We start from the raw sequence: 17748 nt of genomic DNA, 5'->3' as shown, positions 1-17748 counted from the left end.
ATGTCCGCTACCGTATCTTTTAAATCCATTCTATGAGAGTCGTTTATGTATTGGTTTTTTGCCTGATCTACCTTCCATGTACACAGGCCCAAACCAAAAGCCCTGCGGCATTTTTGGGGTACGAGTTAGGGAGCCGTTTTACCCCCCATCACCGCATGGTGGCGTATTTCGAACATGTAGCTGCCGAAAACGAACACGTTGTGCTGGAGTACTACGGGGAAAGTGTAGAACAAAGACCCCTGCTTGTGGCCTTTGTGTCTGCAAAGCCCCATATCGATCGGCTGGAACAAATCCGCGAAGATAACCTGCGCAGGGCAGGATTGCGCGAAGGTAGCCCTCAAACGAACCTACCTGTCACTTGGTTGAGTTACAATGTACACGGCAATGAGGCCGTATCTTCCGAAGCCGCTATGATGACGCTGTACGCCACGGTGGATCCGCAGCGGAGGGAGGTAAGCGCTTGGTTGGAAAACACCTTGCTGGTGATCGATCCCTGCCTCAACCCCGATGGACACGAGCGCTATGTAAATTGGTATGCTCAAAAGGCGCATAGTCGGTTGCAGCCCGACCCGCAGTCCCTAGAGCACCAAGAGCCCTGGCCCAGTGGGAGACCGAACCATTACCTTTTTGATCTCAACCGGGATTGGGTATGGCAAACCCAACCGGAATCTAAGCAGCGCATGGCGCTGTACAATCGATGGCTGCCGCAGGTTCACGTGGATTTTCACGAGATGGGCATTGATGCACCCTACTATTTTGCGCCAGCGGCAGAGCCTCTTCACGAGCAGCTTTCGCCGTTCCAGCACACTTTCCAAGAATGGTTTGGCAGAAATACCGCCCGTTATTTTGACGGGAACAACTGGTTTTATTACACCAAAGAGAACTTTGACCTACTCTACCCCAGCTACGGTGACACCTATCCCATGTATACGGGAGCTATTGGGATGACCATCGAACAGGGTGGATCCGGAAGGGCCGGATTGGGGATGCTAAATGCGCAGGGTGACACCGTCACTTTGGCTGACCGAATTTTGCATCATCACACTACGGCTCTATCTGCTCTAGAAACCACCTCTGCCCATGCCCAGCGTGTGGTGGATGAATTTGCCGAATACTACCGCGTAAATAGCACCCAGCCCAAGTCGCGTTATAAAAGTTTCGTCATCAAAGCAACCAATGCACCGACCAGGGTAAAGCCATTGCTGGACCTCTTGGATAAAAACGGCATTCGCTACGGGAAAAGTGACCGGCGTACCTCTTTGTCCGGCTTCCATTATTTAAAAGGGACAACGGAAAGGTTTACGTTGGAACCGGATGACCTGGTCATATCCGCGTATCAACCAAAATCCGTACTTACCCAAGTGTTGTTTGAACCGGAGCCTTTGCTGACCGACAGCCTTACCTACGACATCACCACCTGGGCCATGCCCTATGCGTTTAACTTGGAAGCCTATGCCCTGGAAACCCGTTTGGACCCCGGAGAGGCTTACGAAGGAGTGGACTTTCAGCTCAATCAGCCCGATCCCGCTACACTGGCCTATTTGGCTCCGTGGCATGCTACGCAGCATGCACAGTTCCTGAGTGCCTTGATGCAGGCGGGCATACGGGTTCGTAATGCTGCTGCCCCGTTTCGCATCGGCGAGGTTTCTTACCCGGTCGGAACGCTGATCATTGCCCGTGGAGGCAATGAGCGGGTGGTTGACTTTCATCGGGCCGTAACGGATCTGGCAAATAAATTTGCTATCCCGCTGGGAAAGACCCGCACTGGCTTCGTAGATAGCGGCAAGGACTTTGGATCGTCCAGCGTGAGCGTGCTAAAAGCCCCAAAGCTGGCCGTCATTGCCGGTGAAAACACCAACTCCTTGAACGTTGGAGAGCTGTGGCATTTCCTAGAAGAGGAGCTCGCCTACCCCTTCTCCATGCTAGATTGGTCGAAAGTACCCTCCCTGGATCTAAGCAGCTACGAGGTAATCGTTCTTCCCTCAGGGAATTTTGGGGATTTGGAAAGTCCCGGCATTCGGAAGCTACGGGATTGGGTACAACAAGGCGGTCGACTTATCGCCATTGAACAAGCGTTGGCTGCCTTTTCGGACCAAGAGGGCTCTGGGTTGCGGAAATACCGAAGCGAAGAGGAAGAAACAAGGCTCTTGGGAGTTGCCCGAATGGGAACCGAAGAGGAACTCACTGCTCCCTACCACTTGCGTGAGCGGCTGCGGATCTCGGAGGAAGTTATCGGTGCCGTTTTAGAAGTGCAAATGGACCATAGTCATCCGCTTGGTTACGGGATAGGTACTACGTACTATACGCTGAAGAACAGTGCTACCCGTTACGCATACCTCGGAGACGGTGGGGTAAACGTGGGATACATTCCTTCAGCGGCAAACCACCGTGCGGGCTTTGTGGGGTTTAAAGCTAAGGAACCACTGCACCAATCACTGGTAGTTGGGCACGAGAAACACGGAAAAGGAGATATGATTTATTTCGTCGATAATCCCCTGTTTCGGGGTTTTTGGGAAAGTGGGAAATTGCTGATGGCAAATGCGGTTTTCTTGATCGGCCAGTAGTCGTCCTTTCCTATTGGTATCCGTATTCCGGAAAGCAAAATGAACATGAAACATCTTCTCATTCCTGCCTTGACCCAAGTAGTGATAGCCTTTTTATAGCGTTAAATGAGGAACGAACACTAGCAACTTTAGACAAATGCAAGCAAACGATAGATTCCGATGTCCCTGGTGCAAAGGGTTCGAAATGTACCAGCGGTACCACGACGAAGAGTGGGGGGTACCGGTATACGATGACCGGAAGCACTTCGAATTTTTGGTCCTTGAAAGCGCCCAATCCGGACTTAACTGGGCCACCATCCTCAAAAAGCGGGAAGGGTATGCACAAGCTTTTGCCGGCTTTGACTACACGCAGGTAGCCGAATTTCCAGACAGCATGATCGACACGCTTTTGCAGGATGCCGGAATCATTCGTAACCGCCTGAAGATATCTGCAGCCATAAATAATGCCCGAAGACTTCTGGAAGTGCAAGCGAGCGAGGGGTCGTTTACGAATTATATTTGGCAATTTGTGGACGGCAAGCCCATCCAAAACCATTGGAAAGCCCTCTCCGAAGCTCCGGCCACGACGGATGTTTCCGATAAATTGGCCAAAGACATGAAAAAGCGTGGCTTTAAATTTCTGGGCAGTACGACCCTATATGCCCACATGCAAGCCACCGGGTTGGTCAATGACCATTTGGTGGACTGTTTTCGTTATCAGGAAGTACAGAAGCTGGCCAGATAGGTTTTTACCAGATTTTGGGTTTGACCACCATCCGAGGATAGTCTAAACCCAAATGAATCCCAAGAGAAAGTAGTTTGTTTTTTGACAACTGATCCGGCCGATGGATGTCAAATCCCGGAATAGCACGCAGTTCCGGGATCCATAGACGCACGTAATCCCCCTTTGGATCGTAGTTTTTGGCTTGTGTGAGGAGGTTAAAGTAGCGGTCCGCTCGGGGGTCATTCCCTACTCCCGCCACATACATCCAGTTTGCCCAGTTGCTACAAACATCGTAGTCGATGAGTTTGCTTTCAAAATAAGCTGCACCCCAGGTCCAGTCTAATTCCATGTCGTTTGCCAAGAAGCTGGCAACTAATTGACGGCCTCGGTTGGACATAAAGCCCGTTTGATTTAGTTCGCGCATATTGGCATCTATGAACGGGACACCTGTCATTCCCTCAGCCCAGGTCATAAACAGCTCTTTGTCCTGCTTCCAAGGCCTATTGTCAGGCTGAATGCCCCAGCGCTTGAAAATGCTATTTCCATGTTTTTTGGCGACAAAGCGGAAATAGTCCCTCCAAATCAGTTCAAATATCAGCCAATAGGTGGATTCGTTTTTTTCTACCTCCTTTTCGTATTTTCGGATTTCGGTATAAATCCAGCGTGGTGACAGCGAGCCGACGGAAAGCCAAGCGGAAAATTTACTGGAATAATCCGCTCCCAGCAGTCCATTTCGGGTATGCTTGTAATTTGCGATGGAGTCCGTTTCCCACAGGTAATGGGTTACGCGTTTCAGCCCTTCCGTTTCGCCCCCTTTGAAAGAAAGTACGGCGTTTTCATGTGGCTCTGTACTTTCCAGGCCCAGATCCTGCAACCCAGGGATTTTCCCGATGGATGTTATGTCGGTAGGAAAGGGAATCCTATCCGGGGCAGGAATCACGGGTCTGATGTGGGATTGTTTTTCGCAGGCCTTTCGGAACGTAGTAAATACCTCCGGCAATTGATATATGGGAAAGGGAAGATCTTCGAGATGGAAGAGGGTCGCTTGCCACACGCTTTGAGTTACGATTCCTTTGGTATTGGCAGCTTCTTCAAGCGACCCTTCCACATGAAGCTCTTCGGCTGTTGCTTCTTGGGAGAAGTAGATCGCTTGCACCTGATGTAGCACCGCAAAATCGACTAGGACCTCTTCGGGTAGACCCTTTAGGACAATCAAGTCAGCTCCCTTGACTTGCAGGTTGTATTTCAGATCCTGTAGGGATTCATGGATAAATGCTGCCCGAAAGGATCCAGTTTTATCAAGATTCAATGGGGTCTTTTGGTAGGTCCGTGGGTCCACGCAAAAGACCGGTATCACTTCTTCTGCCTGCCGCAGGGCCTGTGCCAACGCTTCCTGATCGTGCAGTCTCAGGTCATTCCTAAACCAACAAATCGCTCGTTTGTACTTCATACATCAGCACAAACAACCAAAAGTGGGAAGTGTTTGGCCGACCGCTCTATTTCGAGGCGGGGAAGCGCCATCAAAATGGGTAGGCACCTCTAGGACTATTGGTTACGAGGCGCAAGAAGCAGCTTTAGAAAGATCTAATCTGCTCCGAGGATATCAGATTTCTTGGCCGTTTTACTTTGACGTATGCGGTAATTGAGTGAAAGGTTGATCTGCCGTCTTCTGGGCAACACATCGCTTTCGGTCACGAAGCCTGGACCCTCGAACACCATTCGTGTACGTCTGGTGTTGGCGATGTCCATCACATTCAGAATCAACGTTCCCCTCCCGTTAAAGACATCCTTGCTAGCTGAAATATCGGCATAGTAAAGCGCTTTTCGGATTCCCTGCGCTACACGCTGCCTTCCTTCGTAGTTGGTACGTACTTGGATATCTAAGGTGTTGGGCAGGCTGAAGCGAGATGTGAACCGGGCGAACCAACTGTAGGTATCCCGCCTATACTCCTCCATGATATTGCTACCATCTATCTGGGCATAAAAAAGATTCAGGTTGAGATCTATTTTCCACCATTCGGTAGGATTGTAATCGCTGGTGAACTCTGCTCCGTAAGAGCGCTCAGAAAGGAGGTTTTCCGGAAGGGTCATGGAATTGCCTTCCTCATCTACGGTCCGGATACGTTCGATTTTGTCTTTGGTGTTTCTAAAGTATACGGTAGAAAAGATAGAGCCTCTGTCCATGTACTTGATGTGGCCCAATTCGTACGCATCGGTGAATTCTGGATCTAAGTCTGGATTTCCGCTAAAGAAATTCCTCGCGTCGGAAAAGGTCATGAAAGGACTCAGGTCGTTGTATACCGGACGGCGGATCCTACGGCTATAGCTTACCTGCATGGCATCGTCCGGACTGATGTTGTAAGTGACGTGCGCACTGGGAAACAGATTGGCATATTGCCGTGGGTTGATGGAATTGGCCCTTACGAGTGTGGTCTTTACATCGGTGTATTCCGCCCGAAGTCCTCCCTGGTAGGAGAGTTTTTGGCTTTTATTGCCCAGTATGGCATATGCAGCATGGATATTTTCATTGTACAAGAAGATATCGTCTAGCCCGGGGAGTGGTTCGAAATCGCCTGATTCCTGTAGTTCACTGACGATGAAGTCATTTTCCATGTCCCGGAAACTGCTTCTGATCCCTGTTTCAAAGTTACCCTCCCGAAATACCGGCTTGGTATAGTCCAGTTGAAACAGCCATTGCCGCTCGTACTCGTCGTTGATGGAGGTTTGGAGTAGGTTTCTGGATGGTATGGGGGTACCGTTTGGCTGAAAGCCAAACTCGGTATATACTTGGTCTGAATTTTCCCAGTAATCCAAGTAGGTAACCGCAGCGGTAAACTGATGGCCCGCCTGGTCAAACGACCTTCGATAGCTTAGGTTGTACTCGGAATTAGGCTCTTTTTCGTCTTCCTCCTGTCTTCGTTGATAATATCCTTCCATGGCACCGTTGGGAAGGAAGTCTTCATACCGTATGTCGGTGATTCGCTTGGAGTCGCTCCTTCGAAGGAGGTAGGAGCCCGTAAGAATGCTCTTCTCGTTGAAGTAATAATCCATCCCCGCCCGGATGTTGTTGTTGATGCTGTTTACCGTCCCTGTGGTAAACTGCTCGGTGTAGAAGGTGGAATCCTGGGCGGTTACATCTTGGCGTAGAAATCCCTCTCGGGGCACCCGGCGGTAAGCCAAGCCATAGTTGATGAACCAGTTGATTTTTTTGTGTCGGTAGTTCAGGTTTGCGGCAAAGCCCAAATTGGTCGGGTTTCCGGTGATTCCCTCAAACGAAGCATTGAACCCTTGGGAGCTTTCTTTTTTCAATACAATGTTAATCACTCCTGCCATACCTTCGGCTTCGTAACGGGCGGAGGGATTGGTGATCACTTCAACGGACTCAATGAGGTTGGCAGGGAGCTGTTGCAGGCCGCTGCTGCCCTTAAAGCTAACCAGTCCCGAGGGCTTGCCGTCTATCAGAATACGGACATTGTCACTGCCTCTCAATCGCACATTTCCTTCGGGATCCACGTTGATGGAAGGGAGGTTCATCAGGATGTCGGTGGCGGTACCGCCGGCATTTGCCAGATCTTTGCCTACATTAAAAATCCGCTTATCTAAGCTCAGCTCCATGAGGGCCTTTTCGCCGGTAACCACCACTTCATCCAATGCAGCGGTGCTGGGCTGAATGGTCAGGTTTCCGAGGTTGATGGTTGCCCGATCGGCTGTAACTTCTACCTCATCGATACGGCGGGACTCATAGCCCATAAACTCCAGGAGCAGGTAGTAGCTGCCTGTAGCTACCTCTAGGCTAAAACTCCCGTCTTCTTGGGTGATACCTCCGTTAACCAGCCTACCCTGCGCATTGTCTGCAACGTAGACACTCACCGTGGCAAACCCCAAGCCCTGCTGACTTTGCCCATCCAATATACGTCCCGTAAGTTTTACATTGCTACGCTGTTGGGCGCTTAGATGGCCTGAGCCTAAAAGACCAACCATCAGCAGGGAAATCATAAAATAAACGTGGTAACCGTGTTTCATCCAATCAGCAATTTTGGGTAATCTGCAAATATACAGAATGAACCGATCAATAAGCGTAGTTTTTACAGGAACGTACAATTGGTTTTAGGAGACCCCTCCTAATCTGGGAGGAACTAACCGGCATTTTTTGATTCAAAAAAATCCCGTTAATTTAGCTGATCTTTTAACGTTTCAACACCACATGAATCGCACAGCAGCAAATTTTCGAACGACCATCCTACTCTTTTTATTCGTAGTAGCTTTTTCCTGTTCTCCTCGTGAGGAGAAGGTAGAGGATTTGATTCGTATAGATCAACTTACACTTGCCGAGGGAGAGAGGCTGTATGAGCAAAACTGCGCCACTTGCCATGCCTTTGATCAGGACGGCATCGGTCCACGATTGGGAGGCTTAACCCGGCAGGTTTCCGTAGATTGGTTGAGAGCTTTTATAGCCAATCCCACGGAGGTAATTGACTCCGGCGACGAAAGGGGGCAGGCGTTGTTTGCGAGGTATCGGTCTTACATGCCCGGGTTTTCCTACTTGGGTGAGGAGGGTATAGATGCCTTGATCGCTTACATGCATCAATTTGAGGCCGCAGCGCAACCTACGCTGACTAGGGTCGACTCGGTAGTAAACCCCATTCCAGACCCCATTCCGCTGTCTGACTTGGTGGTGGATTTGGAACTAACCGCCCTGATCCCTTACTCTAGCGAGGAGATGCCGCGTACGCGAATCGCCAAGTTGGATTATGAACCAAGCAGCGGCGATTTATACATCAGTGATCTGCGGGGAAAGATGTACCACTTACAGGATGGAACGCCTGAAGTATACCTGGATATGGAAGTGGAAATGCCCCAATTTATCAACAAGCCCGGCTTAGCTACCGGTCTCGGCAGCTTTGCCTTTCACCCCGATTTTGCAAAAAACGGTCTGTTGTATACGTCCCATACTGAAAAGCCCGGTTCCGCCCCGACGGACTTCGGTTACGGAGATTCTATCAAGTCAACCCTGCAATGGGTGGTGTTAGAATGGCAAACCGAAAATCCCCAAAGCAAGCCTTTCAAAGGAAAAAGCCGCGAGCTGTTTCGAATAGACATGGTTACCGGCATTCACGGCATGCAGGAACTCACCTTCAATCCATTGGCCAAGCCAGGTGACGAAGACTACGGATTGCTCTATATAGGCATCGGAGATGGAGGGAGTTTAGGTGCCGGATACCAGTTTATCTCCTTTGGCCCTACACAGGCTTGGGGAAGCATCTTTCGAATCGATCCCAAGGGAACGAACAGCCGAAACGGCAACTACGGTATTCCTCCTTCCAATCCCTTTGTAGGGGACACCAACAAACTTCCCGAAATCTATACGCATGGGTTTCGCAATCCTCACCGACTCACTTGGACCAAAGCAGGTCAAAAGCTGGCTACCAATATCGGTCAGGGTCGAGTGGAGTCTTTGTATATGCTTCAGCCAGGAGAGGATTACGGCTGGCCCGTCCGGGAAGGTATCTGGGTGATCGACCACGAGGTAGACATCAATCAGGTGTTTGAGTTACCTCCAAATGACGCAGACTGGGGGTTTACTTACCCGGTAGCCATGTATGACCACGACGAAGGCAATGCCATTTCGGGTGGCTTCGAATACTGGGGCAGTGCGCTCCCCAAACTTAACGGCAAATACCTCTTTGGAGACATTGTACGCGGAAGGCTGTTTTACGTGGAAACCGACAAACTGGCCTTTGGGAAAACCGTGCCTGTATATGAATGGCGGGTGCGACTGAATGGTGAGATAAAAACGCTCGTGGAGTTATCCGGTACAAACCGGGTGGATCTCCGGCTGGGGAGAGATGCTGCCGGAGAGCTCTACATTTTTACTAAGCCAGACGGAAAGGTGTATAAGCTAGTGGGGACCAACTGAGTCCATAAGGCAATACGCTACAAACACAAAACCCGAGGGGAAAGATCAACGGTTGACCTTTCCCCTCGGGTTTTTTATGGGCAGTGATTAGACCACTATCGGCGCACTACCGATCCTTCAATGCCTGACATTCGTCGTATTGCGGATCAATATCGATAAAGACTTCCTCTTTGGCTAGAATGAACCAACTGCTCAGGATATCTTCTTCTTTTTTTCGTCGAGTAGCTGCTTTCAGCTTTTCGTAGTCGTCGTTGATATTTGCCCTGTGGGCGGGAAATCGGTCTTTGTAAAACAGGATACGCACTGCAGGTTCCGATCTCATATTTCGCGGATCCACATCGTCAAAGCGCATGGGTGTAGTGATGGTACCTACTTTCATACTGTCCAGTGTAAAGTACAATACGGGATCTTCCAAAGTCCGCAGGGTTAGCTTGTTGGAACCATTTATCGGATCCGTAAAAAAACCACCGTTATCCGAGGTCTGCCGATCGTCGGAGTATTCCTTTGCAGCTTTGGCAAACGTGATTTTATCATCCAAGATCACCTGACGTAAGCTGTCCAAATACCTCTCAGCCTTTACAACGTCCTCTTCGGAAGGCTTGGGGGTGATCAGAATGTGGCGTGTGTTAAATGTGGTTCCTCTACGCTCAAGTAGCTGTATGAGGTGAAACCCAAACTGGGTTTCCACAGGATCCCCTATTTCTCCGGGTCTAAGGGCAAAAGCCATCGCCTCGTATTCGGGCGCCAGTTCGCCTCTACGAAAGAATCCCAAATCTCCACCCTGGACTTTCGAACCCGGGTCTTCGGAGTATTGTGAGGCGAGGGTGGCAAAGTCCGTCTCGCCATCTAGAATCTGCTGTTTCAAGCCAAGTAGAAAGTTATAAACCTTATCCTTTTCGGCCTTGTTGGCTTCCGGTTTTTTAACGATCTGACCAACTGTCACCTCTGCTGAAAAGAAGGGCAGGGAATCTTTAGGAATTGCCTCAAAAAACTTGCGAACATCGGCTGGGGAAACGGTCACATCTTCGGCAATCTTCTTTTGCATTTTGCCCACGATCATCTGTTCTTTGATCGCATCTTGAAGTTCAGCTTTTAACTGGTCCGAAGTTTTTCCATAGGCCTCAATAAGAGTTTCCTCATCTCCTCCAAACTGTTGCATGATCATACTAAAGCGCTGATCTGTCTGAATGATCACTTCTGCATCGGATACTAAGATGGAGTCAATCTCGGCTTTGGCAGCCATGAGCTTATTGATTACCAGCGATTCAAATACCTCACATTTGGTCGGGGTGCCAAAGCCCTGTTGAGCCTGTGATACTGCTTCCAGGTAGGCCTTTTGAAGGTCGGATTCCAGGAGGATGTAGTTGTCTACTTTGGCGATAATCTTGTCCAACACTTGACCTGTCGGGATCGGTGCCGGAGTGGCCGGCTTGTTATCTGCCACCGCCAAGGTGTCCTGTGCCCGTACAGACCAAGCAAACAGAAGTAGCACAACGGCCAAATAGCATGATTTTTGGTAATTAGTCATAAATAGTGAATTCATTATTATCAAGCGCCTTGTTGTAAACATCTTTGTGAAGCTGTTCTGCCAAAGCCACTCTACGTTTATTGACAATGATTTTGGATATTTCATCCTTCACAAATTCCAATGGAGGAACCTGGTCTTGCAACCTGTATTCCAGTATGTGAAAGAAATAGGCATAGGAGTCGTCGTCCACCGAGATGGTACGATTGGATCTTAGTAGCTGTACATTGTTGGCGTTTTGCGCCAACGGGGTGTTCAGGATGATATCGTCAAACTTTATCCAAGTAGAATCCTCCAGAAAGTAATTGCTAGCATAGCGCTGCGCAATGTCCTTCATCTCCCTGCGATCATTCTCTCGATTACTGTTGATCAAGCGCTCCAACTGCCTTTTTTGGGGCAATCCCTTTTCCATCTTGATAAAGTTGGTACGAACGATGATTTCCTTCAGCGCAAAGTTTTCTTTATGCCGTTCGTAATAGGCCAGGATTTCATCTAGCGGAACCTCCTTGTTGAGTTTTTGCTCCACGTGGGACTTCTCAAACTCATAAATGATCAATGCATACCGGTAGTCCAACAGCTTCCGGTTTAGCTCCGCCTCGTTGATGGTGAGGTTTTTGGAGGCTTCTTTGATCATGAGCTGCTTCTTGATCCAAGTCTGAACATACCTGCTGACCATCTCGGCACTGTCCAACTCGGCTCTCGCATCCCCTCGGATAAAATCAATATCCGACGCGTGCAGGTAGGTTCTTCCTACGGCTGCGATGACGGGGTCCTCCTCGTCTTCCTCCTCCCCCTTCATTTTGAAAAGATCACAGGAACCGAGCAGTAATATGCTCAATATAACTAGGTATGTCTTAGTTGACTGCAATTTCGTACACACGTTTTTTTTCGTCCTCGTCCAGGCGAAGCACGAATTTATTTCTCAGTTCCCCAATCAATTTTTCGTCCAGGTAGCTTTGGTAATCCTGAATCACCATGCCCCGGGTTTCTTCAAACTTCTTAGCCTCTGCCGGTACCCGCTCCCCAGTCAGGACAAAGTACTGCTTGCCTTCCTGCCTTATGTCGTGAAAGGGCTTCGACAGATCCAACGCTTTGATTACTGGGTGTTCTGGTACCTCAACTAGTTTATCTTCGAGCGTAAACAACAACGGAAACTCATCCAACCACCGGTCTTCCAGCTGATACTTCAAATCTGCATGGTACCGTTTGCTACTAAGGAACCTCCGGATATTGGATTCCTGAGTTTCATTCTCTTGCGTCATGGTAACGACCAAAGCCGGAACACGGTCCTTCCATTGATAACGGTCTATATTCGCTTCGTAGTATTGATGCTGTCCCAGAGAATCTAAGATTCCCTTTTGCCATACCAAATCATTCATGAGGCTAAACAACAGGATTCCCTCTCTGAACTCCTGAAGCAACAGTCGGTAGTCTGCGTTGGTTTCGAGCAGTTCCTGCTCCTCAGCAGCCTTCAGGCGATCAGCCAAAAACCGCTCATACCATCCCTCCCAGCCGGCAACTCTGCGTGACTCCACCGCATTCAATTCTTTCTGAACAAAAGCGTGAAAAGTACGCAATGGCATGGGTTCCCCGGCAATCACCACCAACTCCTCCTCCCAAAGACCCTCTGCGTTCAGCACGGTCTCCAATGCATCTGCGGAGTCTCCACTCCAATCAGACAGCACGTTTTCCAGGGTTAGGAGAAGCGGTTCGTTTTCTTTCACCTGGTATTTGGCCTTTTGCATAGCCAGTACCTGTGATTTTATCAGCGTGGATCTACTGTCACGCAATATTCTGGATTTCAAAGTAGGCTCCAATTCCTCAAAGGGAGCAATGGGCTTACGCTCTTCCAATCGAATGATGTGGTAGCCGTAATCTGTCTTCACAGGTGGGGATATTTCGCCGATTTCCGTGAGGTTGAAAGCAGCTTCCTCAAACTCCGGCACGATGCTCCCTACACCAAACCATGGCAGTAGACCTCCGCTATTACGGGTGCCCTGATCCTCGGAGAAACTAGCAACGGTACCTTCCCACGTGCTGCTCTCAAGTCTAAGCTGCGCATAGATGTCGGCAATCCGACGTACCGCGCGGTCTTCACTGGCAGGATCTGCAGGGTTGGTTCTGACCAATAGGTGCGACACCCGTATCTCTCCCGGATTCGGCTTGCGGTCTTCTAGGCGGATGATGTGGTACCCAAAGTCGGTCAAAACTGGCTGGGAAACCTCTCCCACTTGAAGGTCGTAAGCCGCTGCCTCAAAGGGATAAACCATCTGCATAGCCGTGAAATAACCCAAATTTCCCCGATTTACCTGAGCAGATGGATCTTGGGAATGTTCTAAAGCAAGTGCTCCGAAATCTGCTCCTGCCTGTGCCTCTGACTGAATTTTCTCTGCCATACGAAGCACCGCGATGGAATCTTCCAAACTGGCATTTGTTGGAAATGACAGAAGAATGTGGCTGGCTTTCACGACTTCCTGTAGACGTTCGTACGCTTTTTGCAATTCTCCTTCCTGTACCTCACTTTCCAACAGATACGGTTTCCGCAGGTCTTCCCGAAATGCAGCAAATTCCCTTTCGAATTCCTCAGTCTCGTGATAGCCCAACTTCATGGCTTCTGCTACCTTGAGCTTAAAATTGATAAAAAGCTCTAAGTTTTTCTCGAAATCTTCTTCGCTCAAAACGGCCCTATCTGCGCCGGGTTGGTTGTTTTTATTCAAGATATACAGGAATTCATCGGCATAGGTGGGTTCTCCATCAATCGTAAATAGGTACTTACGTACTTCTACCACGGGCTCGTTGTTCTCCTCTACAGCCACCTTGGTTGCACAAGCACTTAGCAGAACCAAGGCAAAACAAATGCTGAAACCGAATTTCATGTTAGCGTGTCCGGAAATTAATCCTGCAATGTTACAAATTTTAACAGAGAGTTGAGGGCAATTTACCGTATAAGTGGGGAGATTTAACAATTATTTGGAATTGAGCTTTTTAACCAGCCGGCACACATTTTGGCTGTTTTTGGTCTCAAACTCAATCTTATCCATGATTTTTCGCACCAATAAAATTCCTAGGCCACCCTTACGCTTTTCCCTAATGACCTCCGAAAGCTCGGGTGCCTGGTATTCCAAAATATTAAAAGCCTGTCCCGAGTCGATTATCTCAAAGACGATTTTGCCATTTGATGTGGATACTTTCAATAAAATCTGATCTTGTGGATTGCACCCGTGGGAGTGGATGATGAGGTTGGCACACACCTCTTCCACTGCCAAAATCAATTGGTTTTGGATAACCTCCGACATACCTATCGAAGAGAGTATCCCTGTTAAAAAGGCCCTAAGGTCTCCCAGCCTACGTTTTTCGCAGGGCAAATTCAATTCATGCTTCATATAGGATATCCAATGCGTCTTGGTGGCTATTCACCATGGTAATCAGTTGGTCCAACCCAAGTATATGAAAAACATTAAACACTTTTTCATTCATGCCATAAATGATGAAGGTAACCCCTTTCTCTTGAAAATCTTCCAAATAAGACATAAACACACCCAATCCAGCGGATGAAATGTAATCCAAGGCCGAACCGTCTACCAAAATCCGTTTACATCCCTGTTCGAGCAGGCCATGTATCGCTTCATCCAGCTCCACCGAGTTGCTGGCATCTACTTCTCCCTGAAGGGAAACGACACGGTGTTGGTTTTCTTCCTTTATGCTTATCTCTAACATACTACCTTATACGCTTATACTTGTTTTATGTTTATTCTTTGAACTTTACGACCATTAACGAGTAGTCATCGTCGGGCAAGCTGTCCTTACCGATGAAACCATATACCTCTCGAATAATGGTAGCTTTAATCTCTCCGGGCGAACATCCGTGGCATTGATTCAATACCTGGGCTAGGCGGTCGTAGCCAAATTCCTCGTTGTCCTGATTCTTGGCTTCGATAATTCCGTCTGTATACATGACCATCACATCGCCCGGCCGGTAGTTCAGTTGACCCTCTTCCAAAAATCCTACGTAATGCGAGTTTCGCACTATTCCAAGACCCATGCCCTTGATATCCAAAAATCGACTTACATCCGTTTGGCTATCGAAATACAAGGTGGGGCAATGACCTGCCCTTGCGAAGACCAGTTCCTTCCGTTCGGTATCCAGCAAGTAATAAGTGGTCGTGATGAAATGGTTTTTTTCTAAGCAGCGGCTAAGCGCATTGTTGGCCTTGTCCAAAAACTCCACCGGCCTGAGTTGAAGCTGCACCAAACTATGAAATACGCCCTTCATCTGAGACATGTTAAAGGCCGCTGAGGTTCCCTTGCCGGATACGTCCCCGATGATCAGCGCAAATCGGTGCTCGTCAAACTGGAATGTCTCGTAATAATCGCCGCCTACCTCATCTGCCGCGGCGGAAAACCCTTCGATTTCAAAGCTCTCATTGTGGTGAAGTATAGAGGGCAACAGGCTTCGCTGCACGCGCTGAGCAATCTCCAATTCCTCTTTGTAGCGTTCGTTTTTGATCGCCTGATTCAACAGCCGATAGTTTTCAACCGAGATGGAAGCCTGACCCACAAAGGTAGAGATGATGTTGATCATCTCCTTATTGAAGCCATCTTTAACTTCCTTGAGCAGGAAAATGCTTCCAAGTACAGTTTTATTTATCTTCAGATGAAAAATCAATACGGAATGGTAAATTTCATGGTTGACCCTGCCGTGGATATATTCCATACGCTCACCGGCACCCTCCAGTAAAAACTCACCAAAGGGCTTGCTGGCAGCAATCAGTTTACGTAAAGCCTGTTGCTCCGGTTTAGAAATAAACCGTTGTTGAACCACGGTGGTATCCTCGGTGTCAGAAAGTTTGATTTCCAGCCAAGCGGCATCCACATAGGCAGCGCTCATGCAACTATCCATCAAGATGTCCAGCACCCGTTCTTCGTTTTCTCCGGGCTGTATGGATTGGCTCAACTTCTGAAAGTTGATCGCCTCTACCAGCTTCTGCTCAAACACAGAAGAGGTAGGAAGGTTGAACAGTGTGACCAGAAAACTAAAAATGGAATAGATCAGCACAAAAGCAAACAGACCCATGATAAACAGGTTTTCGGTCAGGTTGACGGAAAACTCATTTTGCAGCACATACTCTATCAGTTGATACAGCAGGTAGGCAGCACTGAATATGATGATCGCCAGAAATAGCAGCGATTTCCACTTTTCTTTGAACGTAAGGTAGGGAATCCACTTCAGGTTTGCCGACAGGATGACACTGTATATCAGCAAAAAGATTAGTCCAAAGATAAACCCGTAGTTGAATGTATTCTGATTGATGAGCACAAAAAACATACTCAGCAGCAAGATGACTTCAAAGGCCTGCCACTGCTGTACCACAGCCTTTGTTTTTTGATACAGGATGAGGTGTTTCCAGAGTAGGGAGGTGGACACCAAAAACAAACTGGTAAGCGCAAAGTTTACGTGGTAAAAGAAATTTCTCAACAGCGGATCGCCGTATAGTTGGCTATCTTCTAGTAGAAAATAAAACAGCGCGATGAGAAAAGACACTACCGTAGCGGTAAGTCCGGTAGAGGAAGCCCGCCAGATTAGGTTGAGAAAACTATCGTTTTCATGCTTTGAAATGGAATGGTTGAAGAAAAGATACAACAGGATGAAAAAAATAATTTCCAAAATCCATGTAAATTCTGGACCTATTCCCACGTCCATTTCGTTAATTTCACCAAAAATACGGGCGAGATCAACAAAAAGTAGCCCTAGCCATGTAAGGATGGCTAAGATCACCGTAATCTTGCTGATATGTGCTTGGGGAAATTTGATCATAAACAAAACGCTTACAATAATACATATAAGGATGTAAAATCCATAAAAGAGGTTGCTAAAAGCTACCTTTTCTTAAAATCAGCATACCATCCATTGCGGATTACAAAAGGGGAAGTTTACCGGAAAACCCGGGGGCAACACGTCTCACAAAAAACGATTGATATATGAAAAAAATCATTTCTTATCTGTTTATAGCATGCGGCATCGCTGCATGGAGTTGCACGAGTGCGGACGTGAACCGGTTTATTCAAGGTGCTTCACAGGCTACGTTAACCAACGAGGATGTGGGGGAAGGACTCCGGGATGCGTTGGTGAAGGGCATTTCCGTGGGGGCAGATAAAGCGTCCGTGGAGGACGGCTTTTTCCGAAACGAACTCATCCGCATTGCACTTCCCGAAGAACTGAGAAACCTGGAATCCACCATGCGGCAATTTGGGCTGGGATCTGAAGTAGATCGGGTACTGCTCACCATAAACCGAGGTGCTGAAAGCGCCGCGCGGGAGGCCAAACCCATATTCATCAACGCCATCCGGCAACTTACCATTCAAGATGCTTTTGCCATACTTCGCGGAGAACAGGATGCTGCCACTCGGTTTTTGCAGCGAACGACCTCGGCACAGCTAACCGAGCTTTTCCAGCCAAAGGTGCAGGAATCCCTCAACCAAGTAGGCGCAACCCGGCACTACACCGACCTGGTAAATGCCTACAACGCCATTCCTACCACCCGGAAGATCAATCCTGACTTAAACGCCTATGTGACGGAGATGGCCATAGACGGTCTGTTTAAGCTGATCGCAGAAGAAGAACTGAAAATCAGGGAAAATCCGGCTGAAAGAACTACCGCCATCATGAGGCGGGTGTTCGGGTCTGTCAACTAAGCTGCTGTCATAGGAAAACAATATCGGTAATGACCTGATCTCCGAACTTTTCAGATATCAGGCTCATTACTTTTGATTTGTTCATCATCAGTTCTTTTTTAATTGCACCGGAACTGAGTTGGACATAGAGTATCTTGTTTTTTACCGACACCTTGGATGTACGGGTAGCTACCGTCTTGCCCATCAGTTCTGCCCACTCCGCTACTACTCGCCGCTCATTAAATCGGTCTTTGATCCGGTAGGCCTCTAAAAGCTCCTGAAAGACCTCCTTAAGTGGTGCGGTGTTGCTTTTTCTGATACTATCCTTTGGTTGCCATCGCATATCCAAAGATACGGCTTTTGCCGG

At 48.4% G+C, this 17748-nt stretch carries 13 protein-coding genes; 4 read left to right on the top strand and 9 right to left on the bottom strand.

Annotated elements, in window-relative coordinates:
* The first annotated feature begins 32 nt into the window (after nt 1-32).
* Nucleotides 33-2564 (top strand): M14 family metallopeptidase, encoded by a 2532-nt coding sequence (locus JJU34_RS10815; RefSeq protein ID WP_228692371.1) that lies wholly within the window; start codon nt 33-35, stop codon nt 2562-2564.
* A 136-nt stretch (nt 2565-2700) separates the two neighbouring features.
* The gene (locus JJU34_RS10810) at nt 2701-3288 is read left to right on the top strand and encodes a DNA-3-methyladenine glycosylase I (RefSeq protein WP_228692370.1); all 588 of its coding nucleotides are present in this window, start codon (nt 2701-2703) and stop codon (nt 3286-3288) included.
* Between the two features lie 4 nt (nt 3289-3292).
* On the opposite strand, the gene JJU34_RS10805 is transcribed toward JJU34_RS10810, so the two are convergent.
* Together JJU34_RS10805 and JJU34_RS10800 are read right to left on the bottom strand one after the other, a co-directional pair.
* Nucleotides 3293-4717, bottom strand: a complete 1425-nt coding sequence (locus JJU34_RS10805) for a DASH family cryptochrome (protein ID WP_228692369.1) — start codon at nt 4715-4717, stop codon at nt 3293-3295.
* Nucleotides 4718-4851: 134 nt separating this feature from the next.
* Nucleotides 4852-7290, bottom strand: coding sequence for a TonB-dependent receptor (locus JJU34_RS10800; protein WP_228692368.1), 2439 nt, complete (start codon nt 7288-7290; stop codon nt 4852-4854).
* Between the two features lie 181 nt (nt 7291-7471).
* Between JJU34_RS10800 and JJU34_RS10795 the strand changes: the two genes are divergently transcribed.
* Complete coding sequence (locus JJU34_RS10795) at nt 7472-9184, top strand: PQQ-dependent sugar dehydrogenase (protein ID WP_228692367.1); 1713 nt, start codon at nt 7472-7474, stop codon at nt 9182-9184.
* Nucleotides 9185-9290: 106 nt separating this feature from the next.
* On the opposite strand, the gene JJU34_RS10790 is transcribed toward JJU34_RS10795, so the two are convergent.
* From JJU34_RS10790 to JJU34_RS10765, 6 genes are all read right to left on the bottom strand, one after another.
* Complete coding sequence (locus JJU34_RS10790) at nt 9291-10712, bottom strand: peptidylprolyl isomerase (RefSeq protein WP_228692366.1); 1422 nt, start codon at nt 10710-10712, stop codon at nt 9291-9293.
* Entirely contained in the window at nt 10705-11547 is an 843-nt protein-coding gene (locus JJU34_RS10785; RefSeq protein ID WP_366512695.1) for a peptidyl-prolyl cis-trans isomerase, read from the bottom strand. The genes JJU34_RS10790 and JJU34_RS10785 overlap by 8 nt, the downstream gene beginning before the upstream one ends.
* Before the next feature lie 16 nt (nt 11548-11563).
* Complete coding sequence (locus JJU34_RS10780; RefSeq protein WP_228692365.1) at nt 11564-13585, bottom strand: peptidylprolyl isomerase; 2022 nt, start codon at nt 13583-13585, stop codon at nt 11564-11566.
* A gap of 90 nt (nt 13586-13675) precedes the next feature.
* Complete coding sequence (locus tag JJU34_RS10775) at nt 13676-14092, bottom strand: ATP-binding protein (RefSeq protein ID WP_228692364.1); 417 nt, start codon at nt 14090-14092, stop codon at nt 13676-13678.
* Nucleotides 14082-14426 carry an STAS domain-containing protein gene (locus JJU34_RS10770; protein WP_228692363.1) on the bottom strand — a complete coding sequence of 115 codons (345 nt, stop codon included), beginning with the start codon at nt 14424-14426 and terminating at the stop codon, nt 14082-14084. The genes JJU34_RS10775 and JJU34_RS10770 overlap by 11 nt, the downstream gene beginning before the upstream one ends.
* 31 nt (nt 14427-14457) lie before the next feature.
* Nucleotides 14458-16524 (bottom strand): PP2C family protein-serine/threonine phosphatase, encoded by a 2067-nt coding sequence (locus tag JJU34_RS10765; RefSeq protein ID WP_228692362.1) that lies wholly within the window; start codon nt 16522-16524, stop codon nt 14458-14460.
* Between the two features lie 164 nt (nt 16525-16688).
* On the opposite strand from JJU34_RS10765, the gene JJU34_RS10760 reads away from it, so the two are divergent.
* On the top strand, nt 16689-17402 hold the full coding sequence (locus JJU34_RS10760; RefSeq protein ID WP_228692361.1) for a DUF4197 domain-containing protein: 714 nt from the start codon (nt 16689-16691) through the stop codon (nt 17400-17402).
* A 7-nt stretch (nt 17403-17409) separates the two neighbouring features.
* On the opposite strand, the gene JJU34_RS10755 is transcribed toward JJU34_RS10760, so the two are convergent.
* Nucleotides 17410-17724, bottom strand: a complete 315-nt coding sequence (locus JJU34_RS10755; protein WP_228692360.1) for a DUF721 domain-containing protein — start codon at nt 17722-17724, stop codon at nt 17410-17412.
* Nucleotides 17725-17748: the final 24 nt, after the last annotated feature.

Source organism: Lunatimonas sp. (genome assembly GCF_020832325.1).
In the GTDB taxonomy this organism is placed as follows: domain Bacteria; phylum Bacteroidota; class Bacteroidia; order Cytophagales; family Cyclobacteriaceae; genus Lunatimonas.
Note: the sequence above shows the minus strand (reverse complement) of the source record. Positions and strands in the feature narration are given on the sequence as shown.

Excerpts from the sequence above, each read along its gene's own strand:
- JJU34_RS10800 (WP_228692368.1), bottom strand. The coding sequence starts at position 7,290 with ATGAAACACGGTTACCACGTTTATTTTATGATTTCCCTGCTGATGGTT.
- JJU34_RS10795 (WP_228692367.1), top strand. The coding sequence starts at position 7,472 with ATGAATCGCACAGCAGCAAATTTTCGAACGACCATCCTACTCTTTTTA.
- JJU34_RS10775 (WP_228692364.1), bottom strand. The coding sequence starts at position 14,092 with ATGAAGCATGAATTGAATTTGCCCTGCGAAAAACGTAGGCTGGGAGAC.
- JJU34_RS10770 (WP_228692363.1), bottom strand. The coding sequence starts at position 14,426 with ATGTTAGAGATAAGCATAAAGGAAGAAAACCAACACCGTGTCGTTTCC.
- JJU34_RS10790 (WP_228692366.1), bottom strand. The coding sequence starts at position 10,712 with ATGACTAATTACCAAAAATCATGCTATTTGGCCGTTGTGCTACTTCTG.
- JJU34_RS10805 (WP_228692369.1), bottom strand. The coding sequence starts at position 4,717 with ATGAAGTACAAACGAGCGATTTGTTGGTTTAGGAATGACCTGAGACTG.
- JJU34_RS10765 (WP_228692362.1), bottom strand. The coding sequence starts at position 16,524 with ATGATCAAATTTCCCCAAGCACATATCAGCAAGATTACGGTGATCTTA.
- JJU34_RS10815 (WP_228692371.1), top strand. The coding sequence starts at position 33 with ATGAGAGTCGTTTATGTATTGGTTTTTTGCCTGATCTACCTTCCATGT.
- JJU34_RS10780 (WP_228692365.1), bottom strand. The coding sequence starts at position 13,585 with ATGAAATTCGGTTTCAGCATTTGTTTTGCCTTGGTTCTGCTAAGTGCT.
- JJU34_RS10755 (WP_228692360.1), bottom strand. The coding sequence starts at position 17,724 with ATGCGATGGCAACCAAAGGATAGTATCAGAAAAAGCAACACCGCACCA.
- JJU34_RS10810 (WP_228692370.1), top strand. The coding sequence starts at position 2,701 with ATGCAAGCAAACGATAGATTCCGATGTCCCTGGTGCAAAGGGTTCGAA.
- JJU34_RS10760 (WP_228692361.1), top strand. The coding sequence starts at position 16,689 with ATGAAAAAAATCATTTCTTATCTGTTTATAGCATGCGGCATCGCTGCA.